Source organism: Klebsiella sp. KTE92 (genome assembly GCF_000398905.1).
Classification (GTDB): Bacteria; Pseudomonadota; Gammaproteobacteria; order Enterobacterales; family Enterobacteriaceae; genus Klebsiella; species Klebsiella variicola.
On sequence record NZ_KB976100.1, the window covers coordinates 4,395,544 to 4,420,499 of the forward strand.

The 24,956-nt window shown below is 58.2% G+C and carries 22 protein-coding genes and 1 pseudogene; 12 read left to right on the plus strand and 11 right to left on the minus strand.

Annotation, left to right across the window (positions count from 1 at the left end; genetic code table 11):
- Position 1: 1 nt before the first annotated feature.
- The 3 genes from lgt to rppH all read right to left on the minus strand — a co-directional run bounded on the left by lgt (position 2) and on the right by rppH (position 3,912).
- Positions 2 to 877: a prolipoprotein diacylglyceryl transferase gene (gene lgt / locus A1WC_RS27650; RefSeq protein ID WP_002915934.1), complete on the minus strand. Its 876-nt coding sequence runs from the start codon at positions 875 to 877 to the stop codon at positions 2 to 4.
- Between the two features lie 245 nt (positions 878 to 1,122).
- Entirely contained in the window at positions 1,123 to 3,369 is a 2,247-nt protein-coding gene (gene ptsP / locus A1WC_RS05010; protein ID WP_008806330.1) for a phosphoenolpyruvate--protein phosphotransferase, read from the minus strand.
- Between the two features lie 12 nt (positions 3,370 to 3,381).
- The gene (gene rppH / locus A1WC_RS05005; RefSeq protein ID WP_004205443.1) at positions 3,382 to 3,912 is read right to left on the minus strand and encodes an RNA pyrophosphohydrolase; all 531 of its coding nucleotides are present in this window, start codon (positions 3,910 to 3,912) and stop codon (positions 3,382 to 3,384) included.
- A 453-nt stretch (positions 3,913 to 4,365) separates the two neighbouring features.
- Here rppH and A1WC_RS28450 point away from each other — a divergent pair, with 453 nt between their 5' ends.
- From A1WC_RS28450 to A1WC_RS0125340, 5 genes and pseudogenes are all read left to right on the plus strand, one after another.
- On the plus strand, positions 4,366 to 4,509 hold the full coding sequence (locus A1WC_RS28450) for a hypothetical protein (RefSeq protein ID WP_012540652.1): 144 nt from the start codon (positions 4,366 to 4,368) through the stop codon (positions 4,507 to 4,509).
- Positions 4,510 to 4,594: 85 nt separating this feature from the next.
- Complete coding sequence (mutH, locus tag A1WC_RS05000; RefSeq protein WP_012967282.1) at positions 4,595 to 5,290, plus strand: DNA mismatch repair endonuclease MutH; 696 nt, start codon at positions 4,595 to 4,597, stop codon at positions 5,288 to 5,290.
- A gap of 63 nt (positions 5,291 to 5,353) precedes the next feature.
- Complete coding sequence (locus A1WC_RS04995; protein WP_004205441.1) at positions 5,354 to 6,067, plus strand: TerC family protein; 714 nt, start codon at positions 5,354 to 5,356, stop codon at positions 6,065 to 6,067.
- A 123-nt stretch (positions 6,068 to 6,190) separates the two neighbouring features.
- Positions 6,191 to 6,409 carry a YgdI/YgdR family lipoprotein gene (locus tag A1WC_RS04990; protein WP_002915974.1) on the plus strand — a complete coding sequence of 73 codons (219 nt, stop codon included), beginning with the start codon at positions 6,191 to 6,193 and terminating at the stop codon, positions 6,407 to 6,409.
- Positions 6,410 to 6,629: 220 nt separating this feature from the next.
- Positions 6,630 to 7,670: pseudogene (locus A1WC_RS0125340) on the plus strand (NADP(H)-dependent aldo-keto reductase).
- A gap of 104 nt (positions 7,671 to 7,774) precedes the next feature.
- Here the strand turns inward: A1WC_RS0125340 and lplT are convergent.
- Both lplT and aas read right to left on the minus strand, forming a co-directional pair.
- On the minus strand, positions 7,775 to 8,968 hold the full coding sequence (lplT, locus tag A1WC_RS04985) for a lysophospholipid transporter LplT (protein WP_008806333.1): 1,194 nt from the start codon (positions 8,966 to 8,968) through the stop codon (positions 7,775 to 7,777).
- Positions 8,961 to 11,120: a bifunctional acyl-ACP--phospholipid O-acyltransferase/long-chain-fatty-acid--ACP ligase gene (aas, locus tag A1WC_RS04980; protein WP_012540651.1), complete on the minus strand. Its 2,160-nt coding sequence runs from the start codon at positions 11,118 to 11,120 to the stop codon at positions 8,961 to 8,963. Before aas ends, lplT begins: the two co-directional genes overlap by 8 nt.
- Before the next feature lie 620 nt (positions 11,121 to 11,740).
- Here aas and galR point away from each other — a divergent pair.
- Positions 11,741 to 12,757 (plus strand): HTH-type transcriptional regulator GalR, encoded by a 1,017-nt coding sequence (gene galR, locus A1WC_RS04975; RefSeq protein ID WP_008806335.1) that lies wholly within the window; start codon positions 11,741 to 11,743, stop codon positions 12,755 to 12,757.
- Here galR and A1WC_RS04970 read toward each other — a convergent pair.
- The 4 genes from A1WC_RS04970 to A1WC_RS04955 all read right to left on the minus strand — a co-directional run bounded on the left by A1WC_RS04970 (position 12,718) and on the right by A1WC_RS04955 (position 16,807).
- Positions 12,718 to 13,197, minus strand: coding sequence for a GNAT family N-acetyltransferase (locus A1WC_RS04970; RefSeq protein WP_012540650.1), 480 nt, complete (start codon positions 13,195 to 13,197; stop codon positions 12,718 to 12,720). The genes galR and A1WC_RS04970 overlap by 40 nt on opposite strands.
- Positions 13,194 to 13,967 (minus strand): GntR family transcriptional regulator, encoded by a 774-nt coding sequence (locus A1WC_RS04965; protein WP_016161773.1) that lies wholly within the window; start codon positions 13,965 to 13,967, stop codon positions 13,194 to 13,196. The genes A1WC_RS04970 and A1WC_RS04965 overlap by 4 nt, the downstream gene beginning before the upstream one ends.
- Positions 13,968 to 14,034: 67 nt before the next feature.
- The gene (locus A1WC_RS04960) at positions 14,035 to 15,462 is read right to left on the minus strand and encodes a glycoside hydrolase family 1 protein (protein ID WP_016161774.1); all 1,428 of its coding nucleotides are present in this window, start codon (positions 15,460 to 15,462) and stop codon (positions 14,035 to 14,037) included.
- 7 nt (positions 15,463 to 15,469) lie between these two features.
- On the minus strand, positions 15,470 to 16,807 hold the full coding sequence (locus A1WC_RS04955) for a PTS sugar transporter subunit IIC (protein ID WP_008806339.1): 1,338 nt from the start codon (positions 16,805 to 16,807) through the stop codon (positions 15,470 to 15,472).
- A gap of 299 nt (positions 16,808 to 17,106) precedes the next feature.
- Here A1WC_RS04955 and A1WC_RS04950 point away from each other — a divergent pair, with 299 nt between their 5' ends.
- A complete protein-coding gene (locus A1WC_RS04950; protein ID WP_162493303.1) occupies positions 17,107 to 18,108 on the plus strand; it encodes a LacI family DNA-binding transcriptional regulator in 1,002 nt (333 codons plus the stop codon).
- Here A1WC_RS04950 and lysA read toward each other — a convergent pair.
- Positions 18,101 to 19,363 carry a diaminopimelate decarboxylase gene (gene lysA / locus A1WC_RS04945; protein WP_004181191.1) on the minus strand — a complete coding sequence of 421 codons (1,263 nt, stop codon included), beginning with the start codon at positions 19,361 to 19,363 and terminating at the stop codon, positions 18,101 to 18,103. The two genes, A1WC_RS04950 and lysA, sit on opposite strands and share 8 nt — an antisense overlap.
- 137 nt (positions 19,364 to 19,500) lie before the next feature.
- Between lysA and A1WC_RS04940 the strand changes: the two genes are divergently transcribed.
- Entirely contained in the window at positions 19,501 to 20,427 is a 927-nt protein-coding gene (locus tag A1WC_RS04940; RefSeq protein WP_008806342.1) for a LysR family transcriptional regulator, read from the plus strand.
- Here A1WC_RS04940 and A1WC_RS04935 read toward each other — a convergent pair.
- Positions 20,393 to 21,106 (minus strand): aspartate/glutamate racemase, encoded by a 714-nt coding sequence (locus tag A1WC_RS04935; RefSeq protein WP_008806343.1) that lies wholly within the window; start codon positions 21,104 to 21,106, stop codon positions 20,393 to 20,395. The two genes, A1WC_RS04940 and A1WC_RS04935, sit on opposite strands and share 35 nt — an antisense overlap.
- Before the next feature lie 139 nt (positions 21,107 to 21,245).
- Between A1WC_RS04935 and A1WC_RS04930 the strand changes: the two genes are divergently transcribed.
- The 4 genes from A1WC_RS04930 to A1WC_RS04915 all read left to right on the plus strand — a co-directional run bounded on the left by A1WC_RS04930 (position 21,246) and on the right by A1WC_RS04915 (position 24,951).
- Positions 21,246 to 21,572 carry a cupin domain-containing protein gene (locus A1WC_RS04930; protein ID WP_012540645.1) on the plus strand — a complete coding sequence of 109 codons (327 nt, stop codon included), beginning with the start codon at positions 21,246 to 21,248 and terminating at the stop codon, positions 21,570 to 21,572.
- Between the two features lie 453 nt (positions 21,573 to 22,025).
- Positions 22,026 to 22,916, plus strand: a complete 891-nt coding sequence (locus A1WC_RS04925; protein WP_004205419.1) for a carbohydrate ABC transporter permease — start codon at positions 22,026 to 22,028, stop codon at positions 22,914 to 22,916.
- Positions 22,909 to 23,811, plus strand: coding sequence for a carbohydrate ABC transporter permease (locus tag A1WC_RS04920; RefSeq protein WP_008806346.1), 903 nt, complete (start codon positions 22,909 to 22,911; stop codon positions 23,809 to 23,811). Before A1WC_RS04925 ends, A1WC_RS04920 begins: the two co-directional genes overlap by 8 nt.
- Positions 23,812 to 23,823: 12 nt before the next feature.
- Complete coding sequence (locus A1WC_RS04915; protein ID WP_008806347.1) at positions 23,824 to 24,951, plus strand: ABC transporter ATP-binding protein; 1,128 nt, start codon at positions 23,824 to 23,826, stop codon at positions 24,949 to 24,951.
- Positions 24,952 to 24,956: the final 5 nt, after the last annotated feature.

The window sequence follows — 24,956 nt, forward strand, 5'->3', positions numbered from 1 at the left end:
CTCAAGAATTCTGTTGCTGCGGACGATGGCGGTAAGCCCAAACCATCATGATGATACCCGCAAGCACCATCGGGATCGAAAGAATCTGCCCCATGCTGATGTACTGCACCCAGCCGCCGGTGAACTGGGCGTCGGGCTGGCGGAAGAATTCCACGATGATGCGGAACAGGCCGTAGCCAATCAGGAACAGACCGGAAACGGAGCCGGTCGGGCGCGGTTTACGGATAAACAGGTTCAGGATCAGGAACAGCACCACGCCTTCCAGCGCCAGCTCGTACAGCTGCGACGCGTGACGCGGCAGCGCGCCGTAGGTATCGAACAGCGATTGCCATTCCGGATGCGTCGGCAGCAGCGCCAGGTCTTCGGCACGGGAGCCCGGGAAAATCATCGTGTAGTGGAAGCTCGGGTCCACGCGGCCCCACAGCTCACCGTTGATGAAGTTGCCCAGACGTCCGGCGCCAAGGCCAAACGGGATCAGCGGCGCGATAAAATCGGAGACCTGGAAGAAGGTGCGTTTGGTGCGTCTGGCGAAGATAATCATCACCAGGATCACGCCGATCAGGCCGCCGTGGAACGACATGCCGCCGTCCCAGACGCGGAACAGATACAGCGGATCGGCAAGAAATACCGGCAGGTTGTAAAACAGCACGTAGCCGATACGGCCGCCCAGGAAGACGCCGAGGAAGCCCGCGTAGAGCAGGTTTTCCACTTCATTTTTCGTCCAGCCGCTGCCCGGACGATTCGCCCGACGGGTGGCCAGCCACATCGCAAAGACAAAGCCCACCAGGTACATCAAACCGTACCAGTGGAGGGAGACCGGGCCTAGAGAAAAAATGACCGGATCGAACTCCGGAAAATGCAGGTAGCCACTATTCATCTGTCACCATAAAGACTTGTTATTCCGCCGAAAGTGGACAGCGGTGATGATCTATGCCCGATAAAAACGGGCACGCCGAAGGAGGCGAATCATAGCATAAGCCTGGAGTGCGATCCGCGCCGAACGTGTAAAAGATATGTATACGGATGCTAACAGAATGCCGTTTTCCCGGCGGTACCCTATTTTGCCGGATGGTGCGAGCAGAGGATCCCCGGGTTACGGCTTACGCCTCACCCGGGCTACCGCTACCGCCCGCCGCGGATCAGGCCGCCGAGACCGCGACGCTCCATAAAGGCCGCCACCTGATGGCGCACCTCAGCGGTCATCTGGGCATCAAGGCTGCGACGCGACAGCTCCTGCGCCTCTTCGATATCAATGCGGCGCAGCAGATATTTCACCCTCGCCACCGAGCGGCCGTTCATCGACAGATGGCGATAACCGAGGCCGATAAGGATCGTCACGCACATCGGGTCGCCCGCCATCTCGCCGCACAGTCGCAGATCGATGCCAAAGCGCTCCGCGTCATGGGCGATCATCGCCAGCGCCCGCAATACCGCCGGATGCAGGCTGTCATACATGCTGGCGACCCGGGTATTGTTGCGGTCGACGGCCAGCAGGTACTGGGTCAGGTCGTTCGTCCCTACCGAGATAAAATCGATCCGACTGGCCAGCTGCGGCAGCATAAAGACCATCGACGGGACCTCCAGCATCACCCCCAGGCGCGGACGTGGGATGGCGTAGCCGATCATCTCTTCCACTTCCCGGCTGGCGCGGTCGATCAGCCGACGGGCCTCATCCACCTCCTCCAGACTGGTCACCATCGGCAGCAAAATGCTGAGGTTGCCGGTGGCGGCGTTGGCGCGCAGCATCGCTCGCACCTGGATCAAAAAGATCTCCGGCTGATCGAGGGTGATGCGGATCCCGCGCCAGCCGAGGCACGGGTTCTCTTCGCTGATCGGCATATACGGCAGCTGTTTATCCGCGCCGATGTCCAGGGTACGCAGGGTCACCGGTTTGCTGTTAAACATCTGCAGCATGCCCTGATACTGGGCGACCTGCTCCTCTTCAGAGGGGAAGCCGCTCTGCAGCATAAAGGGAATTTCGGTACGGTAGAGGCCAATGCCGTCAACAAAGCTGCCGAGCTTCTCTTCGTGCTCCGGGCTTAAGCCGGCGTTGAGCATGACTTTCACCCGCTCGCCGCTTTTCAGCTCCGACGCGCGCTGGAGATCGTCCTCCGCCAGGCGGCTGAGCTCGTTCTCTTCGCTAATAAGGCGCTGATATTCCTGCAACAGGACAGGTTCGGGATCCACCAGCAGCTCACCGCGATAGCCATCGACAATCAGCGTATGGCCATGCAGCAGAGAGGGCTGGATATCGGCGCCCATCACCGTCGGGATCCCGAGGGCGCGTACCATAATGGCGGCATGGGAGTTGGCGGCGCCATCGCGCACCACCACACCGACCAGACGATCCTGCGGCACTTCGGCGAGGGTGGTGGCCGACAGCTCGTCCGCCACGAGGATAATGCGCGCCGGCCAGGTGTTGGGCCCCTGAATGCTGTCGTCGAGATGGAACAGCAGACGCTGACCCAGGGTACGCAGATCGCCGGCCCGCTCTTTCAGATAACCGTCGCTGAGCGCGGCAAACTGTTCGGCGAACTTCTCAATGATCTTTTTGACCGCCCACTCGGCCACCGCGCCTTTGTCGACTTCGGCAAACAGCTCGCGACGCAGGCGGGCGTCGGAGAGGAGGTGCGAGTAGAGATCGAAGATCGCCGCCGTCTCTTTTTGCGCGCCGGCAGCATAGCGTTTGCTGTAGCGACGAAATTCGTTAGCCGCCTCTTCCAGCGCGCCGGTCAGGCGTTCGCGTTCCGAGGCGGTGTCCAGCGTCGAGGCTTCATACACCTGCTCCATCAGCGGCAGGCTGACGTCCATCCAGCCCTCGGCGATCGCCACCCCGGAAGAGGCCGGGAGGGCGCGAATGCGCGTCTGACGATACTGGCCGAACAGGGCGTTCAGCTGGGACTGGGAGAGGATCGCCGCCATCTGGGTGGCGAGGGTGACGAGGAAAGACTCTTCGCTTTCATCAAACTGACGCAGCTCGCGCTGCTGGACCACCAGCACGCCCAACAGCTGGCGGCGCTGAATGATCGGCACGCCAAGGAAGGCGCGGAAGCGGTCCTCTTTGACGGCAGGGATATATTTGAAGCTGGGGTGTTTTTGCGCATCGGCGAGGTTGATGGGCTCCGCCAGGCGGCCAACCAGACCCACCAGGCCTTCATCGAACGCCAGCGCAACGGTGCGCCCGCGAGGTTTTTTTAACCCGCGGGTGGCCATCAGGTAATAGCAGCGTCGGTCATTGTCAGCCAGGTAAACCGAGCAGACTTCCGTCTCCATCGCCTGGCAGACATCCGTCACCAGAATATCCAGCGCCTCGTTTAAACGCGGCGCACTCGCGACCTTCTCGACTATTTCTCGCAACCGAGTGAGCATAATGTGCGTGGCTTAACCTCTTTTACGTCGATAAGCAGGCGCGCTTTGCGGCTTAGGTGCACTCTCCGCCAGCGACATGGTCACGCTGGCGAACTCTTTCATCACCCGGCGGTAGACGTCGCGCTTGAACGACACCACCTGGCGGACCGGGTACCAGTAACTCACCCAGCGCCAACCATCAAATTCTGGTGTACTGCTGGTTTGCATATTGATGTCCGCATCGTTGCCGATCAACTGCAAAAGAAACCACTTTTGTTTCTGGCCGATACAAACCGGCTTTGTGTCCCAACGCACCAAACGTTTAGGCAACTTGTAACGCAGCCAGTTACGGGTTGAGGCAAGGATCCGCACATCTTTACGGCTTAACCCGACCTCTTCAAACAATTCCCGATACATCGCCTGCTCTGCGGATTCTCCTGGATTTATGCCCCCTTGCGGGAACTGCCACGAGTGCTGACCATAGCGCCGGGCCCACATGACCTGGCCCTGACGATTACAGATTACAATACCGACATTTGGGCGGTAGCCATCGTCATCAATCACCGGACTACCTCAAGATAAGCTTCAATGTGAATGATTGTTTCACACTCGCCGGAAACGGTAAACCACTCTGTTCGCACACTGAGAACGGATAACATTTGAATAACTCACAGTAATGGCCAGAGTTATAAACAACGAATGCGGCTTAGGCCCTATTTTATTCACTTTTTCTGTGGATAGAGTTGTGAAGAAGTACGGAATTACCCCGGGAAAACCCGGAGTAATCTGAACATCGCACCGCTAACACCTTAAAATAATGATAGCATATTCATCAAGTTAGAATATATTCCTTTCATTTATTACAACGTAACGTGACGATCATCACATATGCGATCCGCTGACTGATGAAAGATCGAGCAATGTCGATTTTATCCACAGATTACGCGCAGACCGCGGGCAGGTTTTCTCTAAAATTTCGATTTTCGTCGCACGTCAAGGCTGTAAATCGAACCAGTAGTGAGGCTTTTCCCCAGTTATCCCAATTTTCTGTGGATAACATGGTGTAAGATCCTGTTTATTGTCAGTGACCAGTTCTGGAAAACCTGTTTTCACGGTTTTCACCCGCGGCGCAATAAGTTTAAAAACTCATATAAATCATGACATTGGTATAGTTACTCAGAAAACGGTAAACTCTATCCACAACGCGCAAAAATAGCGCTCATTTTTTAGCCAAAGGTAGCGCCCTATGCCCACTATCGCCCCTCTCTCCTCGCCGCCGCAAAGTCAGGAACAGTTGCTGGCCCAGGCCCGTCAGCTGGCTGGCTATTCGCTGGGCGAGCTGGCGGCGCTGGCCGGGATCCCCATTCCGCGCGATCTGAAACGCGATAAAGGCTGGACGGGCATTCTGCTGGAGCTGTGGCTGGGCGCCAGCGCAGGCAGTAAACCCGAGCAGGATTTCGCCGCGCTGGGGGTCGAGCTCAAAACGATCCCCATCGACAGCCGGGGGCGTCCGCTGGAGACCACCTTCGTCTGTGTCGCCCCGTTAACCGGCAATAGCGGCGTCACCTGGGAGAGCAGCCATGTGCGGCATAAGCTGCAGCGCGTCCTGTGGATCCCGGTGGAGGGTGAGCGCACCATTCCGCTGGCGACGCGGCGCGTCGGCGCACCACTGCTCTGGAGTCCGGACGAAGACGAGGAGCGCCAGCTGCGCATGGACTGGGAGGAGCTGATGGATCTCATTGTTCTGGGCGAAGTTGAGCGCATTACCGCCCGCCACGGCGAGGTGCTGCAGTTAAGACCGAAAGCCGCCAACAGCAAGGCGCTGACCGAGGCCATCGGCGCGCACGGGGAGACGATCCTGACGCTGCCGCGCGGCTTTTACCTGAAAAAGAATTTTACCGCCGCCCTGCTCGCCCGCCATTTCTTGTTACAACACGATTAATTTTTTGTTCTGCGTTAGGGCTTGCATATAATTGCTGCTTTCTATTTTGCAGGACTTTGAACAATGTTATTTGCATGGATAACCGATCCTAACGCCTGGCTGGCGCTGGGCACGTTGACGCTGCTGGAGATCGTGCTCGGGATCGATAATATTATTTTTCTCTCTCTGGTCGTGGCCAAGCTCCCCACCGCCCAGCGCGCCCACGCGCGACGGATCGGTTTGATGGGCGCGATGGTCATGCGCCTGGCGCTGCTGGCCTCTATCGCCTGGGTAGTGAAACTGACCAACCCGCTCTTCACCGTCCTCGGTCAGGAGATTTCGTTTCGCGACCTGATCTTGCTGCTCGGTGGGCTATTCCTTATCTGGAAAGCCAGTAAAGAGATCCATGAATCTATCGAAGGTGAAGAAGAGGGGCTGAAGACCAACGTCCACTCCTTTCTCGGCGCTATCGTGCAGATCATGCTGCTGGATATCATCTTTAGCCTCGATTCAGTGATCACCGCCGTCGGCCTGTCGGATCATCTATTCATCATGATGGCGGCGGTGGTGATTGCGGTGGGGGTGATGATGTTCGCCGCGCGACCTATCGGCGATTTTGTTGACCGCCATCCTTCGGTGAAAATGCTGGCGCTGTCGTTTCTGATCCTGGTCGGCTTTACCCTGATGCTGGAAAGTTTCGACGTTCATGTGCCGAAGGGATACATCTATTTCGCCATGTTCTTCTCTATTGCGGTGGAGAGCCTTAACCTGCTGCGTAATAAGAAAAACCCGCTGTAAACCACAAAATTGCAGCCTGGTCACAGGCTGCAACCCTTTTTCAGACTTTACTGCTTTTTATGTCTCACAAATCAGGCTATTAATAGACGGGTATGGGGTGCAGCTACTCAAGAGGTGATGACGATGAAAAAATGGGCAGTATTGATTTCCGCCGTAGGACTGGCGTTCTCGGTTTCCGGTTGCAGCAGCGATTACGTCATGGCGACCAAAGATGGGCGAATGATCCTGACCGACGGTAAACCTACCGTGGATGACGATACCGGTTTAATCAGTTACGAAGATCAGCAGGGTAATAAAATGCAGATCAATCGTGACGACGTTTCGCAAATCATTAAGCGTTAATCTTTCCCCGTCGGCCCCAGCCTCTGTTGACGCTGCGCTTACCGACAACCAGTCTTTTGAGAAGAGTCGGGACACACCAGGACGCCGCGGGTTCCACCCACCGCCCCTCCTCGTCACCCGGCTTTTTTGATTTTTTACTTCCTCTTTTTCTCACCCTCTGCCATGTTGATACTCCTTTGTCGGGGAATGCCTGACCTTATAAATAAAAAGGAAGCTGGCTATGCAGTATCACCGTATCCCACACAGTTCACTTGAAATCAGCACCCTCGGGCTGGGGACCATGACCTTTGGCGAGCAGAACAGCGAAGCTGATGCCCATCAGCAGCTCGATTACGCGGTCGCCAACGGCATCAATCTGATCGATGTCGCCGAAATGTACCCCGTCCCGCCGCGCCCGGAAACTCAGGGGCTGACTGAAACCTACGTCGGCAACTGGCTGGCGAAACGCGGCAATCGCGAAAAGCTGGTGCTGGCCTCCAAAGTTAGCGGGCCCGCGCGCAATAACGACAGCAGCATTCGGCCCAATCACGTCCTGGACCGCAAAAATATCCGCGAGGCGCTGCACGCCAGCCTGAAGCGGCTGCAGACCGATTACCTCGACCTGTACCAGGTTCACTGGCCGCAGCGCCCAACAAACTGCTTTGGCAAGCTGGGCTATACCTGGGCTGATGCCGCGCCCGCCGTGACCCTACTGGATACTCTCGAAGCGCTGACCGAGTTCCAGCGCGCCGGGAAGATCCGCTACATCGGCGTGTCGAACGAAACCGCCTTCGGCGTGATGCGTTATCTGCACCTGGCGGATAAGCACGACCTGCCGCGGATCGTGACCATTCAGAATCCTTAAAGCCTGCTGAACCGCAGCTTTGAAGTCGGCCTCGCGGAAGTGAGTCAGTTCGAAGGCGTGGAGCTGCTGGCCTACTCCTGCCTGGCTTTCGGCACACTGACCGGGAAGTATCTCAACGGTGCGAAGCCGGCAGGGGCGCGTAACACGCTGTTCAGCCGCTTTACGCGCTACAGCAGCGAACAGTCGCAGAAAGCGGTAGCGGCCTATGTGGATATCGCCAAACGCCACGGCCTCGATCCGGCGCAAATGGCGCTGGCCTTTGTGCGTCGGCAGCCATTTGTCGCCAGCACCCTGCTGGGGGCGACGACCATGGCGCAGCTGCAGGCCAACGTGGAAAGTTTGCAGCTTGAGCTGAGTGAAGAGGTATTAGCGGAGATTGAGGCGGTGCATCAGGTTTATACCTACCCGGCACCGTAAGAAAGCAAAGCCCCGGGTAGCGGCGTATACGCCACCACCCGGGCTACCGAAGAGCAGACATTGATGAACCCGTCGCCCGGTTAAGCGCAGCGCAAGCCGGGAGGTTATTTACGCCGCCCCCAGACCCACAGCGCGGCGATGGCCACGGCAAAGACCGCGCCAAACCCTATCCCAACGGCGACCGGCGGAACGCCCACGCTCACCGCCAGGGAATAGAGCCCCAGCATCAGCAGCATCGCCACGTTTTCGCCCAGGTTCTGTACCGCAATGGCGTTACCTGCCCCGACCGAATGTTTCCCACGCTCCTGCAGCAGCGCATTCAGCGGTACGATAAAGAACCCGCCGAACACCCCGAGCAGTAACAGCAGACCGAACGCCGGCAGCAGCGACTGCTGCACCGCAAAGGCCATCACCGCGATACCGATCAATATTCCCGCCGGCATACAGCGCGATACCGTCTCCAGGGTCACCAGCTTCGCCGCCGCCCCGGCCCCCAACACAATCCCTACCGCCACCATCGCATTAAGATAGGTAGGCATGGCGTTGCTGGTAATGCCCAGCGCCACCGGCACCCAGATCACCAGCAGGAAGCGCAGGGTCACGCCAGCGCCCCAGAACAGGCTGGTCCCCATCAGCGAAAAGCGGGTTTCGCCGTTGCGCCACAGCGTGCGGCAGGCGCTGAAGAAGCTGTGCGTCATTGGCTTAAAACGCCACGACTGCCCCGGGCGCGCCGCCGGCAGCCTGGGTATCCACAGGTTAGCCACTACCGCCCCGCCGTAGACCAGCGCGCAGACGATCAGCGCCGCCAGCACGTGCCAGTCGGCGAGGATCCCGCCGGCCATGGAGCCCAGCAGGATCGCCGCGATGGTCGAGGACTCCATCAGTCCGTTAGCCTTCACCAACTTATCGCCGGTAGTCAGTTCACCGAGAATGCCGTACTTGGCCGGCGAATAGGCGGCGGCGCCAATCCCCACCAGCGTATAGCCGATAAACGGATTGACACCGAAGCAGATGCAGCCGGCGCCGAGCAGCTTCAGACCGTTGGCCACCATCATCACCCGGCCTTTGGCAAAGCTATCGGCAAACTGGCCGACAAAAGGAGCAAAAAGAATGTAAGCGCCCACAAACAACATCTGCAGGACCGGCTGGCTCCACTCCGGATAATAGAGCTGCTTCATCAGCGCCAGGGTGGCGAAGAGAAGCGCATTGTCGCCGAAGGCCGACAGGAACTGGGCGCAGATCACCGCCAGCATCCCTTTCGAGTACAGCGAAGGGTTAGTATGTACTGACTCACTCATGGGTTGTTTCCGCCTCGTCGACCATGTTTTTCAGGGTGACATAGTCTGGCTTGCCGCTGCCCAGCACCGGCAGTTGCTTCAGCCAGCGTATATCTCGCGGTACCGCCAGCTCCGGTACTCCGTGCTGGCGAGCGTAGCGCAGCAGGGCTTCGCGAGTCAGTTCATTATCGGTGGTAAAGAGCACCAGCGCCTCACCTTTGCTGGCGTCCTGCTTAATCGCCGTGGCGTGCATTTTGTCCGGCGACGCGCCGAGGGCCACCTGCTCCACCATCTCGAGGGAGATCATCTCGCCGGCGATTTTGGCAAAGCGCTTAGCGCGGCCCTGAATGCGAACATAGCCCTGCTCGTCGAAGGTGACGATATCGCCGGTGTCATACCAGCCCGCTTCCTTCTCACCGTGCTGGTTTTCCGCCGCTGGCGCTTCCAGCACCCCGGGGTTTTCCACCCGCAGGTAGCCTTTCATGATGTTCGGCCCTTTTAGCTGCAGCCGCCCCCCTTGCTCAATGCCTGGCATCGCCAGCAGGCGGGCGTCCATCCCCGGCAGGATACGGCCCACGGTGCCGACCTTCGCCGCCATCGGTACGTTAATCGATACCACCGGCGCGCACTCGGTCACGCCATAGCCTTCGAGAATGCGCAGGCCGAATTTATCCTGCCACAGCTGTTTGGTGCTCTCCTGCAGCTTCTCCGCCCCGGCGACCACATAGCGCAGGCGGTAGAAATCATACGGATTAGCGAAGCGGGCATAGTTGGCGAGGAAGGTCGAGGTACCGAACAGCACCGTGCAGTTGCGATCGTAGACCAGCTCCGGCACCACACGATAGTGCAGCGGGCTGGGATAGAGAAACACTTCTGCCCCGGTAAACAGCGGCGTCAACAGGCCGACGGTGAGGCCAAAGGAGTGGAACAGCGGCAGCGCCGACATAAAGCGGTCGTTGGCGGTAAAGTCGGCGATAGTTTTGATCTGCTCAACGTTGGCCAGCAGGCTCTTATGGCTGTGCACCACCCCTTTCGGATTGCCCTCCGAGCCGGAGGTGAAGAGGATCATCGCCGCGTCTTCCGGCTGCTGCTTAACCTGCGCCAGACGCGGCGCCAGCAGATGTCCGAAAATCCATAGTTTGTCAGCGAGGGTGATATCACCTTTAAGATCTTCGAGGAATACCCAGCGCACCTGGGTCAGCTGCTCCGGCAGATGCCAGAGTTTGCCTTTATCGAGGAAGGTGCGTGAGGTAAAAATAGTGTTGATTTCCGCGGCGGCTATCGCGCTGCTGAGCCCTTTCACCCCGGCGGTATAGTTCATCATCGCCGGAATACGCCCGCGGGCGATAGCGCCGAAAATCACCGCCGCGCTGATGCCGGCGTTAGGCAGCATCAGGCCAATCTTTTCGCCCCGCTGGCTGTATTTTTCCAGAATGCGGGCGACAAACAGGGTCTTGGTCAGCAGCTTGCGATAGGTATCCGGCTGGAAGTTGATATCCTCCACGCAGGGTTTGCGCGCGCCGAAGCGGTCCTGCGCCGCCAGCAGCGATTCATACAGGGTTTCCCGCGGACGCACTGCCATCCGGGCTTCCATCATGATTTGATGCAGCATTTCCCCGGCGATTTTCCGCCGGTCGCGGGCGCGCGGCGCCTCGGGCATCGGCAGATGGGTGGGCGGCAGCAGATGCAGCTGAATACGCGGGAACAGGCGACGCTTCACCAGCCCCTTCAGCCGGCTGAAGGGCGTCAGTTCGGCGCCGTCAATGCGTAGCGGCACGATGGTCGCCTGCGATTTGGCGGCGACAAAGGCGGCGCCGTCATAAATTTTCATCAGCGAGCCGCTAACCGAAATTCGCCCTTCCGGGAAGATAACCACCGGTCGCCCCTGCTCAATCAGCCGCACCAGATGTTTGATCGACATCGGTTTGGTCGGGTCCAGCGGTACAAAATCGATAATCGGCGTCAGCGCGCGCATAAACCAGCGCTGGCTGATTGAGGTATAGACCGCAAAAACCGGTCGGACCGGCAAAAACAGCGCCAGCAGAATGCCGTCGAGGAAAGAGACGTGGTTCGGGGTAATTAAGACCTTTTGCTGGTATAAAGCCTGCGTGTCGCCGGTCAGTCTGACCCGGTATAACCCCTTGAACAGCAGTCTGAAAAATCCCAAAAGCATAACAACTCCATGTGACCGGTGATGAGTCAAAGCAGGTTACACGAGAAGGCATGGGAAAGCAGTGCAGCGGGGAGATTTTCGGAATAAAAAAAACCTGCGCATCCGCGCAGGTCGGTGTAAGACGTTCAGTACGAAGAGCGTACCTAAGAAACTCACCTATCAATACCTCTGGGATCTCGATTGTCGCGTTTTTCGACCGTAACGAGCCAGCAGGAAAACGCAAGGGAGTGAGCCTAAGTGCAACCAGGTATTACGATTTTCGGTATCTGTAACAACGTCGACGGCGGGCAAAAAAAAACCTGCGCATCTGCGCAGGCTGGTGTAAGTAAAGTGGTCAACGTGACGTTGACTCCACCTATCAATACCTCTGGGATAGCCAGAATATCAACCGGGTCCGCGAACAAACCAGCGAACATTCGCAACAGCGCATCGCAAAGTGTAAGCAAAGGTTTGTATTTCCCTGCGTCGGTTTCAATTAGCGATGACGTCAATGTAACCAGGTTACCCATAAGCCCGGCCTGAATCACATTTGCGCCATTCCTTCGCCGCCGCGCCTTGAATCTGCCGCTCTTTCCCGTAACATAGCAGTATGTAAACGCTTACCCTATAAAAGGCATGGTATGGCGACAATTAAGGATGTAGCCCGACTCGCAGGAGTCTCCGTCGCTACCGTCTCCCGCGTCATCAATAACTCTCCCAAAGCCAGCGAAGCCTCGCGTCAGTCCGTGGGCGCTGCGATGGAAACCCTGAACTATCATCCCAACGCGAACGCCCGGGCCCTGGCCCAGCAGTCAACGGAAACCGTCGGCCTGGTGGTGGGTGATGTCTCCGACCCCTTCTTCGGCGCGATGGTCAAAGCCGTCGAACAGGTGGCTTACCGCACCGGCAACTTTTTGCTGATTGGCAATGGCTACCACAACGTGCAGAAGGAACGCCAGGCGATAGAGCAGTTGATCCGCCACCGCTGCGCGGCGCTGGTGGTGCACGCAAAAATGATCCCCGATGAGGAACTGGCGGGGTTAATGAAGCAGATCCCCGGCATGGTGCTGATCAACCGCATCCTGCCCGGGTATGAAACCCGCTGCGTGGCGCTGGACGACCGCTATGGCGCCTGGCTGGCGACCCGTCATTTGATCCAGCAGGGGCACACGCGTATCGGCTATCTGTGCTCAAACCACCATATCTCCGATGCGGAAGATCGACTGCAGGGGTACTACGCGGCGCTGGAAGAGAGCGGCCTGCCGTGCAATGACCGGCTGGTCGCCTTTGCTGAACCGGATGAAAGCGGCGGCGAACTGGCAATGACCGAACTGCTTGGCCGCGGCCGCCACTTTAGCGCCGTCGCCTGCTATAACGACTCGATGGCCGCCGGCGCGATGGGCGTACTCAACGACAACGGCATCGACGTCCCGCGGGAAATTTCGCTGATTGGTTTCGACGATGTCCTGATTTCGCGCTATGTCCGTCCGCGGCTGACCACTGTCCGCTACCCGATCGTCACCATGGCGACCCAGGCGGCCGAGCTGGCCTTAGCCCTGGCGGAGTACCGCCCGGCCCCGGAGATCACCCACCTGTTCAGCCCGACGCTGGTGCGCCGTCACTCGGTGGTCGCCCCGCTGGAAGGCGATAAATCGTAGCGATAGAGATGCACGGCGGTGGCCGGGTAATCCAGCCCCTCGCCGATGTAGCGCCAGCCGAAGCGTTCATAGAAATCCCGGCAGGCGGAGTAGAGATAGAGCTCCCGAAAGCCCGCGCGGCGGGCATAATCGATCACATGCCGCTGCAGTTTTCCGGCCAGCCCCTGACCGCGGGCGGCGGGCGCGACGTACAGCGCCGCCAGCCAGGGAAACAGATCCTGGCGGCTGATCAAGTCGCAGCGCCAGAGGCCAATCGTGCCGAGCAACTGCTCGCCTTCCACGGCAATAAAGGTCAATGGCAGCGCCTCCGCCGTCTGGCTATGCTGCACAATGCTGGCGAAAAACTCCCGCGGCAGCGTCTCGCCGCCAAAGGCGTGCCACAGCCAGTCGGTTACCTGCGGGGCGTACTGCGGCGCAGCGTACAGCGGCAGGATCGTCATACCAGCTTCCCCTGAAAAATCGGCACCGAGTCGAACAGATAGCCGTCAAAGTCGGGGGCGTCTTCATCGGACAGCTCCAGCAGACTGTTTTTGACGTTTTCCAGATGCTGCCACATCGCCTGCCAGGCGCCCATCACATCGCGACGCCGCAGCGCGGCGAGCAGCGTCTGTCGGTCACCGAGCCACTTCAACCGCCAGGCGCGGCTGGCAATATGCACATTGAACTGCTGCCACAGCGGGCTGCTGTCCATCTGCAGCCAGATCCGCTCCACCGTCGCCAGCAGCATCTGGTTCTGCGTCGCCCCGGCCAGCACCAGATGGAACAGACGAGCGTTATCCTGCGCGGTGTCGTTGAGGGCGATAGCCCGCTGCTCCTGCTCGACAATCCGCTTCAGATTATCGATATCGGCGCGGGTGGCCATTTTCGCGGCAAAGGCGGCGATATTGCTCTCCAGCAGCTGGCGCGCCTGCAGAATTTCAAACGGACCGACGTCGCTGCTGAGCAGTTGCTCCTCTTCGCTGTCGTTCTCGTGGGGAATACGCATGACGTACACCCCGGATCCCTGACGAATATCCACCGTCCCCTGCAGCTCCAGCATCAGCAGCGCTTCGCGCACGATGGTCCGGCTGACGCCGTAGGTTTCGGCAATATGGCGTTCCGGCGGCAAACGCGACCCGACCGGGTAGCGCCCATGCGCGATCTGGGCACGTAAGTCATCACCAATCTCCTGATAGGGCTTCTTTTCCGGCGGAATTATCGCTTTTTCCACAAAATCACCTGTGCGTTACATGCCTGCGAGTCAAATACGCCGCTATCTTAGCAAATATTGCCCCCGGCTAGCGGTATTCATCATCGATATCCAGCACCAGTTCACGCCGTTCGCCCAGCTGACGAAACCAGTGCGCCGAGGCTTTGGGTCGCCGGGCGCGATGGTTTTGCAGGTCGATTTCGATAAGCCCGTAGCGGTTTTTAAAAGCATTCATCGGCGATACGTTGTCGGTAAACGCCCACAGCATATAGCCCTGGCAGTTGGCCCCTGCCTCGCGGGCGCGCAGGGTGTGCCACAGATGTTCGCTGATAAAACGGATGCGGTAACTGTCATCGATGGTGCCTTCGCGGTTACGGAACTGGTCTTCGTTTTCCACGCCCATCCCGCTCTCCGCCACGAACCAGGGGATGTTGCGATAGTCATTTTTTATCCGCATCGCCATATCAAAGATGATTTGCGGGTAGATTTCCCAGCCGCGGGAGGCGTTCATTCGCCGGCCGGGCAGTTCAAACGGCTCATAATACCAGGCCGGATGAAACGGGGTATGCGGATGCCAGGCCCGCGACGGGGCTTTGACCCGGTGCGGGTAGTAAAGATTAATCCCCAGCTCATCGACGGTGTGCTCGCGGATAATCGCCAGATCCTCCTCGCTGGTCTCCCACGTCACCTGATGCTGCTCGAGCAGTGCAAGAAGCTCCGGCGGCCAGACCCCGTGCACCAGCGGGTCGAGGAACATGCGGTTGTAGAACAGATCGTAGATCTCCGCCGCGCGCAGGTCATGGGGGGCGCGTGAGCGTGGGTAGGTCACCTCCGGATTGAGGATGCAGCCGACGGTCCCGGGATAGCCGAGCTCGCGAAACCGCTTCACGACGCTGGCGGTCGCCAGCACCTTATGATAGTTCCACTGCATCCAGGTGCTGGTGTTCTGCTCATAGGGCCAGCGCAGGGCATCCAGATAGACCCGGGTCTGTACCACAATTGGCTCATTAAAGGTAAACCAGCGGGTCACCTTCGGGTGGTAGCGGGCAAAGACCTGCTCCGCGTAGCGCACAAACAGCTCGACCACCGTTTTCGCCCCCCAGCCGCCATACTTTTCCAGCAGATAGCCGGGCAATTCATAATGCTCAAGGCAGATCATCGGCGTGATGCCGTTGGCCAGCAGCGCATCGAACAGCTGGTCGTAATAGGCCGCATACTCCTCATCCACCGTGACGTTTTCATAGTCGGTCAGAAAGCGCGACCAGTTGATTGAGGTGCGGTAGTGGGTCAGCCCGGCCAGCTTCATCAACTGCACATCTTCCTGAAAGCGGTTGATAAAATCGGTGGCCACCGCCGGGCCATAGCCGTTATGCCAGACGTGACGGTCGTTTTTGTACCAGAGATCGGGCCAGGAGTCCTGCCCCGGTTTTTTCCCGCTCCAGCCCTCGGTCTGCCAGGCGGAAGCCGCCGCGCCAAGGATAAAATCATCGGGAATGGTCATCCGTACGGTAGTCATAGGCTCCTCAGACAGGGTTGGCAGTCTGTTGATTGTCGGCCTGACGCTGTGCGGCATCGGCACGGCGGGAGGCGATTTTGACGAAAGGCAGATAGATAAGCACCGCGGTCACGATGCAGATAAGCTGGGTCACCACCGCCCCCATCGAGCCGGCGGTGGAGAGCCAGGCGTTGATCAGCGGCGGCGTGGTCCAGGGCACCATCACTACCGCCTTGCCGGCGAAGCCGGTCAGGGTGGCGAAATAGCCGATGCTGCCGGTCACCAGCGGGGTGATGATAAACGGGATGGCGAGGATCGGGTTGAGCATGATCGGCATCCCGAAGATCACCGGCTCGTTAATATTGAACAGCCCCGGACCTATCGACAGCTTGGCGATCTCTTTCATCTCTTTGCGCTTCGTGGCGATCATCACCGCAATCAGCAGGCCGATGGTCAACCCCGAGCCGCCGATGCTCATGTAGACGTCCCAGAAGGGCATCGTGATAATGTTCGGTACCTCTTTTCCCTGCTCAAAAGCGCTCATATTGACGGTGATCGCCCCCAGCAGCAGCGGCTCGCGGATCGGCTTGATCATCTGGTTGCCGTGAATACCGATCACCCAGAACAGCTGGGCGACGAACATCAGCAGCAGGATCCCCGGCAGGCTCTGCACCACCCGCTCCAGCGGCTGCTGCACCACCTGGTAGACCGCATCGTACAGATACATTCCCGTCAGTTGGTGAAAGAGAAAACCCAGGGTGGCGATCGCGGTGGTGGTGATGATCGCCGGGATCAGCGCCGAAAAAGAGGCGGAAACGTTCGGCGGCACGGTATCCGGCATTTTAATTTTCAGTCCCTTGCGCCCCTCCAGCCAGCAGTAAATCTCCACTGACAGAATGGCGATGAACATCCCGAGGAACAGGCTGCGGGTATCGGAGAACTGGCGCAGCAGGACATCTTTCACCACGTGCATCTGGCCATCGACCATCATCTCCACCGTCGTCGGCGTGACGCAGATAAAGCAGATCACCGCCAGCAGGCCGGGAAACAGGCTTTTGATGCCGTTGATCCGCCCCAGCTCAATACCGATCAGAAACACGGCGCCGATATTGAGGAAGTTGAGCGTGGCGTAGTTAAGCGCGCTGGTGATCGGCTTCAGCGCCGCAAGAAAGGAGAGCGAGGAAAAGCTGGCGAGCCCATTCTTCGGATCCAGCACCATATTGGAGATCAGTACCGAAAAGGCCCCGACGATGATCACCGGCATCAGAGTAATAAACGCCGATTTGATCGCCATAATGTAGCGATAGCTGTTGAATGTCGTCGCGAAACGCCCCAGCGCGTCGATCAGTTTGTCCTGTAATGCCATAAAAGAGTACCTCAGAGTAAAGGGCTTATTGCGGCCAGGTGAACAGCCAGAGACTTTTGGCATACCAAAACATAGTCTCCAGGCAAAAATAGTTCTGTGACAGCGCTCGCAACGCGCACAGTGGTATCCCAAATATCCGATAGAATCGACATTGGCATACCAGACTATGCCGGCTCGTCAGTTCCTGCCAAAAGCGTGATCGCGATGGTTTTTCCGCCCCGCCCCGTCGATATGTCCCTTTTCGGTCTGTGATAAACTGCGCTTTACCACGTGAAATCAGGAATCGATGAATGGCTACAATGCTGGATGTCTCAATTCGCGCAGGCGTCTCGAAAGCGACGGTTTCCCGCGTGTTGAACGGCACAGGTCAGGTGAAAGAGAGCACCCGCCAACAGGTCTTTAAAGCGATGGAAGAGCTGGGCTACCGGCCGAATTTTCTCGCACGCTCGCTGGCCAATCAGACCAGCAATAGTATCGGGCTGGTCGTCTCCACCTTCGACGGCTTCTACTTTGGCCGTCTGCTGCAGCAGGCTTCACGCCAGACGGAAGCCTGGGGAAAGCAGCTTATCGTCACTGACGGTCATGATACGCCGGAGCGCGAAGAGGAAGCGGTGCAGATGCTCGCCGACCGGCAATGCGATGCGATCATCCTCTATACCCGGCACATGAGCGAAAAGGCGATCATGTCGCTGATTAATTCGATCGCCATGCCGCTGGTGGTGATTAACCGCGATGTGGCGCAGGCCCGCGAACGCTGCGTGTTCTTCGAGCAGCAGGAAGCCGCCTTTCAGGCCGTGGAGTATCTGATTACCCAGGGCCACCGCGATATCGCCTGCATGACCGTCCCGATGCACACCCCTACCGGCCAGGCTCGCCTGCAGGGCTACCGCAACGCGCTGATAAAACATGGTATTGAGTGGGATCCGAGCCGGGTGAAGTACGGGGACTCGACGATGACCCGCGGCTACGAACTGTGCCGGGAACTGCTGGACGAGAAAGCCCGCTTCAGCGCGCTGTTTTCCTGTAACGATGATATGGCGCTGGGGGCGTCAAAGGCGCTGCATCAGGCGGGGCTGCGTATTCCGCAGGATGTGTCGCTGTTTGGCTTCGACGATGCGCCAAGCGCGAAATGGCTGGAGCCGGGGCTGTCGACGGTCTATCTGCCGATCGACAACATGATCACCACGGCTATCGATCAGGCGATCAAGCTTGCTAACCAGCAGCCGATAGAAACGATCCCGCCGTTTACCGGCACGCTGGTGTTGCGCGAGTCGGTAACGACGGGACCTTTTTTTAAATAAGCTCTAAGGCCAGCAGCTCCTGAATGGTCTGGCGACGGCGGATCAGCCGCGCCTTGCCGCCATCAAACAGCACCTCCGGCAGCAGCGGACGGCTGTTATAGTTGGATGACATCGAAGCCCCGTAGGCGCCGGTGTCATGGAGCACCAGATAGTCCCCTGGCGCCACCGCCGGCAGCAGGCGGGTCTCGACTTTGCCCCCTTCCTGCTGGGTAAAGACGTCCCCGGATTCGCACAGCGGCCCGGCCACCACGGTTTCCACCTGCGGCGCGGCGCTGAGATCGCGACCATCCGCCGCCAGAGCGGTGATATGGTGATAGCTACCGTACATTGCCGGGCGCATCAGGTCGTTAAAGCCGGCGTCAATCAGCACAAAGTGACGGCTGCCCATCTCTTTCACGCTGCGCACCTGCGACACCAGCACGCCGGACTCGGCCACCAGGAAGCGTCCGGGTTCAATCTCCAGTTTCACCGGGTGCCCCAGATGGGCCGCGATCTGCTCCCTGGCGCGGTTCCACAGGCCATAATAGTGGGCGGTGTCGATGGCCTCTTCGCCTTCGCGGTAAGGAATCGACAGACCGCCGCCGGCGGAGATGGCCTGCAGATCCTGGCCAAAGTCGACGACCTGACGCACCATCGCGCCGCACACCTGCTCCAGGTGACCGTAGTCAACGCCAGAGCCAATATGCATATGGATCCCGACCAGCTGCAGCTGATAGCGACGCATCACTTCCAGCGCCGCCGGCAGGTGGCTGTACCAGATACCATGCTTGCTGTTCTCCCCGCCGGTATTGGTTTTCTGGCTGTGGCCGTGACCAAAGCCCGGGTTGACGCGCAGCCAGACGCGATGGCCCGGCGACACCTCGCCCAGCTGGCTCAGCATGTCGATCGAGCCGGCGTTCACCGGGATCTGTAACGCTTTCACCCGATCGAGGGTGGCGTCGTCGATCAGATCGGCGGTAAAGACGATATCCTCTGGATTCTGCTGCGGATCGTAGCCCGCCGCCAGCGCCCGCTCGATCTCCCCCAGCGACACCGAGTCCACCTTCACCCCCTGCTCACGCATCAGACGCAGAATATGAATGTTAGAGCAGGCTTTTTGCGCAAAACGTACCACGTCAAACTGGCTGAGCTGGGCAATCTGGCGGCGAATAATCTGCGCATCATAGACCCAGACTGGACAGCCAAATTCCGCGGGCAGGCGCAGCAGGTTATCCGCGGTCAGGTCAGTATCGGTGGCGTAAAGCGAGTGTGGCATAAGAACTCCGGTGCAGTGCGTGTGTTGGTCGCTGTTTTTTTTCGATTACGCCACAGTGGCGGACGAATAAAAAATATCGTTTTATCGCGACTCTATGCAAAAATGATATGGTTACAGCCGAGCCTCATGGAGACCGCATGCCAGCCGTTAATTTGCGTCATATCGAAATCTTTCACGCGGTGATGACCACCGGCAATCTGACCGAAGCGGCGCGGATGCTGCACACCTCGCAACCCACGGTCAGCCGCGAGCTGGCGCGCTTTGAGAAAGTGCTCGGCCTGAAGCTGTTTGAACGGACCCGCGGTCGCCTGCAGCCGACGGTGCAGGGCCTGCGTTTGTTTGAGGAGGTTCAGCGTTCCTGGTACGGCCTGGACCGCATCGTCAGCGCCGCCGAGAGCCTGCGCGAGTTCCGCCAGGGCGAGCTGTCGATCGCCTGCCTGCCGGTCTTTTCCCAGTCCTTTCTGCCGCTGCTGTTGCCGCCGTTTCTCGCTCGCTACCCGGAGGTCAGCCTGCAGATCGTCCCCCAGGAGTCGCCGCTGCTGGAGGAGTGGCTCTCCGCCCAGCGCCATGACCTCGGCCTGACGGAGACCCTGCATACCCCGGCGGGCACCGAACGCACCCCGCTGCTGACGCTGAATGAAGTCTGCGTGCTGCCTGCCGGCCATCCGCTGGCGGTGCAGACGACGCTGACCCCCGCCGATTTTCAGGGCGAAAACTACATCAGCCTGTCGCGCACCGACAGCTATCGCCAGCTGCTCGACGCCCTGTTCCTTGAGCATCAGGTTAAACGGCGGATGGTGGTCGAAACCCACAGCGCGGCCTCGATCTGCGCCATGGTGCGCGCCGGCGCCGGGATCTCGGTGGTGAATCCCTTGACCGCTCTGGACTATGCCGATAGCGGCGTGGTGGTGCGCCGCTTTAGCGTCGAGGTGCCGTTTACCGTCAGCCTGATCCGCCCCCTCCACCGCCCGCGATCGGCGCTGGTCGACGCCTTTGTTGCACACCTGCAGGAGAGTCTGCCGCAGATCCTCACGCCGCTGGCGTCGGTCCTGCAGAGAGCATAAAGTTGACCGCGTCTTCTGCGTGGATCGCCGCAGTGTCAAAGACCGGCAGCGGGCTGAGCTCGGCAGGCACCAGCAGGCCAATTTCCGTACAGCCGAAAATAACCCCTTCCGCCCCCTGCTCCGCCAGGGCGGCGATCACCTGCAGATAATAATCCCGCGACGCCTCGCTGAAAGTGCCGAGACAGAGTTCGTCGAAGATGATCTGATTGATCCGCGCCCGATCGTCAGCCTCGGGGATCAACGTCTCGATGGCAAACTGCTCCAGCAGACGACCGCGGTAAAAGGTCTGCTCCATGGTATAGCGGGTGCCCAGCAGCGCGACCCGGCGCTGGCCTTTGGCGGCAATCGCCCGCCCGGTGGCATCGGCAATATGCAGGAAGGGAACCTGGCAGCGGGCGGCGATGGCATCCGCGACTTTATGCATAGTGTTGGTGCACAGGACAATGCCTTCGGCCCCCGCCTGCTGCAGCCCAACCGCGGCTTCAGCAAGGATCTCCCCGGCGCGATCCCAGTCGCCGGCGGACTGGCAGGCTTCGATGTCGTGAAAATCGACGCTGTGCAGCACCAGGCTGGCAGAGTGCAGGCCGCCCAGTCGCGCCTTAACGCCCTCATTGATCAACCGATAATAGGGGATCGTGGACTCCCAGCTCATGCCGCCTAACAGGCCAATGGTTTTCATCTTCTGCTCCTTATGTCGTTTCTGCCAGTGAAGCAAACTTGTGATCAACTTTCCACTTCTCTGGCCGCGTATTTCTTTTTCATGAAGAGTGGGATAAGTTAAATGAAACAATGTTTCACTTTAACAACAGGACCGCCCGATGTTTATTTTCCATAAAGACACCACCCTTGAAGACCTCGGCAATGGCGTAACCCGCCGCATTCTGGCCCACGACGGAAAAATGATGGCCGTGGAGGTGAATTTTGCCGCCGGCGCCGTCGGCCCGATGCATAACCATCCCCACGAACAGCTCACCTATGTGCTCTCCGGTGAGTTTGAATTCACCATCGGCGAGGAGACGCGCGTCGTCAGTGCCGGCGATACGTTGTATAAGCAGCCAGGGATCATGCACGGCTGCGTCTGCCTGCAGCCCGGCACGCTGCTCGATACCTTCACGCCGGTCCGCGAAGATTTTCTCTCACGCTGATCCATGATGGGGGCGTTTACCGCCCCCGGTTTACGTGTTACTGCAGGCATTAAAAAAGATGCCGTCACAATCATTATCCTGGTAATAATATTTTTCACTCAGTTAACGCTGAACCTTCATTCTTTTCAGGCTCCCGCAGCCCCCTAAAATGCTTACCACCTCACCTTTTTGAAACATCGTTTCGACTTTGATCACATTTCCATCCTGATCTGCATGACGCAGAAATAAATCGCAATAAAATGAAATTAAAACGGTGTTTTATAAAAAATAGAGCAGCATAAAAGCGAGCCTGACAGCACGCCACTTGCTGGCTCACTTAAATACTAACCCATTCATTAACAAGGACATGTTAATCAGAGGAAGCGTTCAGACATTTTTGCGTTGTCAGGCGAAAAGGCCGACAGCGCCGCGTCACCGAATCCGTATTACAACTCGTAAGCCAGGTAGGTATGTATGAATGAAAACAAGCTGCTGGGATTGGCATGGATATCACCCTATATCATCGGGCTGATCGTCTTTACCGCTTTTCCCTTTGTTTCATCTTTCTTTCTCAGTTTTACTGAGTACGACTTGATGAGCCCGCCGGTATTTAACGGCATCGAAAACTATCGCTATATGTTGACCGAGGACAGCCTGTTCTGGAAATCGATGGGCGTGACCTTCGCCTACGTTTTTTTAACTATTCCCTTAAAACTGGCTTTCGCCCTCGGCATTGCTTTTGTGCTCAATTTCAAACTGCGCGGCATCGGCTTTTTCCGTACCGCCTACTACATTCCGTCGATTCTCGGCAGCTCGGTGGCTATTGCGGTACTGTGGCGCGCCCTGTTCGCCATTGACGGCCTGCTGAATAGCTTCCTCGCCGTCTTTGGCATCGATGCCGTCAACTGGCTGGGGGAGCCTTCGCTGGCGCTGATGTCGGTCACCCTGCTGCGCGTCTGGCAGTTTGGTTCCGCGATGGTCATCTTCCTCGCCGCGCTGCAGAACGTTCCGCAGTCGCAGTATGAGGCGGCGATGATCGACGGCGCCTCAAAGTGGCAGATGTTCATGAAGGTCACCGTGCCGCTGATTACCCCGGTCATTTTCTTCAACTTTATTATGCAGACCACCCAGGCGTTCCAGGAGTTTACCGGCCCGTACGTGATAACCGGCGGCGGCCCGACCTATTATACCTACCTGTTCTCACTCTATATCTACGATACCGCCTTTAAGTACTTCGACATGGGCTATGGCGCCGCGCTGGCATGGGTGTTGTTCCTCGTCGTCGCGGTCTTTGCATCGATAGCCTTTAAGTCATCGAAATACTGGGTCTTCTACTCCGCCGATAAGGGAGGCAAAAATGGCTGATATTCAACAGATGGCGCCGGTAATGAGCAACGCCGATCGTGAGGTCGCTCGTACGCTGCGTCGGGAAAAGGTGAGTCGGGTGGTACGCTACGTCGTGTTGATATTCGTCGGCCTGCTGATGCTCTACCCGCTGGCGTGGATGTTCTCCGCCTCGTTCAAGCCGAACCATGAGATCTTCACCACCCTCGGACTGTGGCCTGCCCACGCGACCTGGGACGGGTTTATCAATGGCTGGAAGACCGGCACCGAATACCATTTCGGCCACTATATGCTTAACACCTTTAAATATGTGATCCCGAAGGTGGTGTTAACGATCATCTCCTCCACCATCGTGGCGTACGGCTTTGCACGCTTTGAGATCCCGTGGAAGAAGTTCTGGTTCGCAACGCTCATCACCACCATGCTGCTGCCGAGCACCGTCCTGCTGATCCCGCAGTACCTGATGTTCCGTGAAATGGGGATGTTGAACAGCTATCTGCCGCTGTACCTGCCGCTGGCCTTCGCCACCCAGGGATTCTTTGTCTTCATGCTGATCCAGTTTCTGCGCGGCGTCCCACGCGATATGGAAGAGGCGGCGCAGATCGACGGCTGCAACTCCATCCAGGTGCTGTGGTACGTGGTCGTGCCGATCCTCAAGCCGGCCATTATCTCGGTGGCGCTGTTCCAGTTCATGTGGTCGATGAACGACTTTATCGGCCCGCTGATCTACGTCTACAGCGTCGATAAGTATCCCATCGCGCTGGCGCTAAAAATGTCCATCGACGTCACGGAAGGCGCGCCGTGGAACGAAATTCTGGCAATGGCGAGTATCTCCATTCTGCCGTCCATCATTGTCTTCTTCCTGGCTCAACGCTACTTCGTGCAGGGCGTGACCAGCAGCGGAATCAAAGGTTAAGAGGGAAATATCATGGCTGAAGTCATTTTCAACAAACTGGAAAAAGTTTACTCCAACGGGTTTAAAGCGGTGCATGGTATCGACCTGAAGATTGCCGATGGCGAATTTATGGTGATCGTCGGCCCCTCCGGCTGCGCCAAATCGACCACCCTGCGCATGCTGGCGGGTCTGGAAACCATCAGCGGCGGCGAGGTGCGGATTGGGGACAAAATCGTCAACAACCTGGCGCCAAAATCACGTGGCATCGCGATGGTGTTCCAGAACTACGCCCTCTATCCGCATATGACGGTGCGCGAAAACCTCGCCTTCGGCCTGAAGCTGAGCAAGCTGCCGAAGGCGCAAATCGACAGACAGGTGGAAGAAGCGGCGAAAATTCTCGAACTGGAAGAACTGCTCGATCGCCTGCCGCGCCAGCTCTCCGGCGGCCAGGCGCAGCGCGTGGCGGTGGGTCGGGCGATCGTCAAAAAACCGGACGTTTTCCTGTTCGACGAACCGCTCTCCAACCTTGACGCCAAACTGCGCGCCTCGATGCGGATCCGCATTTCCGATCTGCATAAGCAGTTGAAAAAATCCGGCAAACCGGCGACCACCGTCTACGTCACCCACGATCAGACGGAAGCGATGACCATGGGCGACCGCATCTGCGTGATGAAGCTCGGCCACATTATGCAGGTTGATACGCCAGACAATCTCTACCACCAGCCGAAAAATATGTTTGTCGCCGGGTTCATCGGCGCGCCGGAGATGAATATTCGCCCCAGCCAGCTGGTTGAGCACGACGGTCGCCTGCATCTGACGCTGGGCGATCAGCGACTGCCGCTCAACGACCTGCTGCAAAGCAAAGTTGAGACCCATAAGAATCAGCAGGTTTTCTTTGGCGTGCGCCCGGAGTTTGTCTCTCTCTCCGATGAACCCTTTGCCGAGGGTTCCTGCACGGGTGAAATGGTACGTGTGGAAAACATGGGACATGAATTCTTTGTTTATCTGAAGGTTGCTGATTATGAGCTGACCGCCCGCGTGCCGTCCGATGAAGCGAAACCCATGCTCGAGAAGGGCCTTCATCGCAAGGTGTATTTCAAATTTGATCTCAATAAGTGTCACATCTTTGACGCGAAAACCGAACAGAACCTCTCTCTGTGAACACT

Excerpts from the sequence above, each read along its gene's own strand:
- lgt (WP_002915934.1), bottom strand. The coding sequence starts at position 877 with ATGAATAGTGGCTACCTGCATTTTCCGGAGTTCGATCCGGTCATTTTT.
- ptsP (WP_008806330.1), bottom strand. The coding sequence starts at position 3,369 with ATGCTCACTCGGTTGCGAGAAATAGTCGAGAAGGTCGCGAGTGCGCCG.
- mutH (WP_012967282.1), top strand. The coding sequence starts at position 4,595 with ATGCCCACTATCGCCCCTCTCTCCTCGCCGCCGCAAAGTCAGGAACAG.
- A1WC_RS04995 (WP_004205441.1), top strand. The coding sequence starts at position 5,354 with ATGTTATTTGCATGGATAACCGATCCTAACGCCTGGCTGGCGCTGGGC.
- A1WC_RS04990 (WP_002915974.1), top strand. The coding sequence starts at position 6,191 with ATGAAAAAATGGGCAGTATTGATTTCCGCCGTAGGACTGGCGTTCTCG.
- lplT (WP_008806333.1), bottom strand. The coding sequence starts at position 8,968 with ATGAGTGAGTCAGTACATACTAACCCTTCGCTGTACTCGAAAGGGATG.
- aas (WP_012540651.1), bottom strand. The coding sequence starts at position 11,120 with ATGCTTTTGGGATTTTTCAGACTGCTGTTCAAGGGGTTATACCGGGTC.
- galR (WP_008806335.1), top strand. The coding sequence starts at position 11,741 with ATGGCGACAATTAAGGATGTAGCCCGACTCGCAGGAGTCTCCGTCGCT.
- A1WC_RS04970 (WP_012540650.1), bottom strand. The coding sequence starts at position 13,197 with ATGACGATCCTGCCGCTGTACGCTGCGCCGCAGTACGCCCCGCAGGTA.
- A1WC_RS04960 (WP_016161774.1), bottom strand. The coding sequence starts at position 15,462 with ATGACTACCGTACGGATGACCATTCCCGATGATTTTATCCTTGGCGCG.
- A1WC_RS04955 (WP_008806339.1), bottom strand. The coding sequence starts at position 16,807 with ATGGCATTACAGGACAAACTGATCGACGCGCTGGGGCGTTTCGCGACG.
- A1WC_RS04950 (WP_162493303.1), top strand. The coding sequence starts at position 17,107 with ATGCTGGATGTCTCAATTCGCGCAGGCGTCTCGAAAGCGACGGTTTCC.
- lysA (WP_004181191.1), bottom strand. The coding sequence starts at position 19,363 with ATGCCACACTCGCTTTACGCCACCGATACTGACCTGACCGCGGATAAC.
- A1WC_RS04940 (WP_008806342.1), top strand. The coding sequence starts at position 19,501 with ATGCCAGCCGTTAATTTGCGTCATATCGAAATCTTTCACGCGGTGATG.
- A1WC_RS04935 (WP_008806343.1), bottom strand. The coding sequence starts at position 21,106 with ATGAAAACCATTGGCCTGTTAGGCGGCATGAGCTGGGAGTCCACGATC.
- A1WC_RS04930 (WP_012540645.1), top strand. The coding sequence starts at position 21,246 with ATGTTTATTTTCCATAAAGACACCACCCTTGAAGACCTCGGCAATGGC.
- A1WC_RS04925 (WP_004205419.1), top strand. The coding sequence starts at position 22,026 with ATGAATGAAAACAAGCTGCTGGGATTGGCATGGATATCACCCTATATC.
- A1WC_RS04920 (WP_008806346.1), top strand. The coding sequence starts at position 22,909 with ATGGCTGATATTCAACAGATGGCGCCGGTAATGAGCAACGCCGATCGT.
- A1WC_RS04915 (WP_008806347.1), top strand. The coding sequence starts at position 23,824 with ATGGCTGAAGTCATTTTCAACAAACTGGAAAAAGTTTACTCCAACGGG.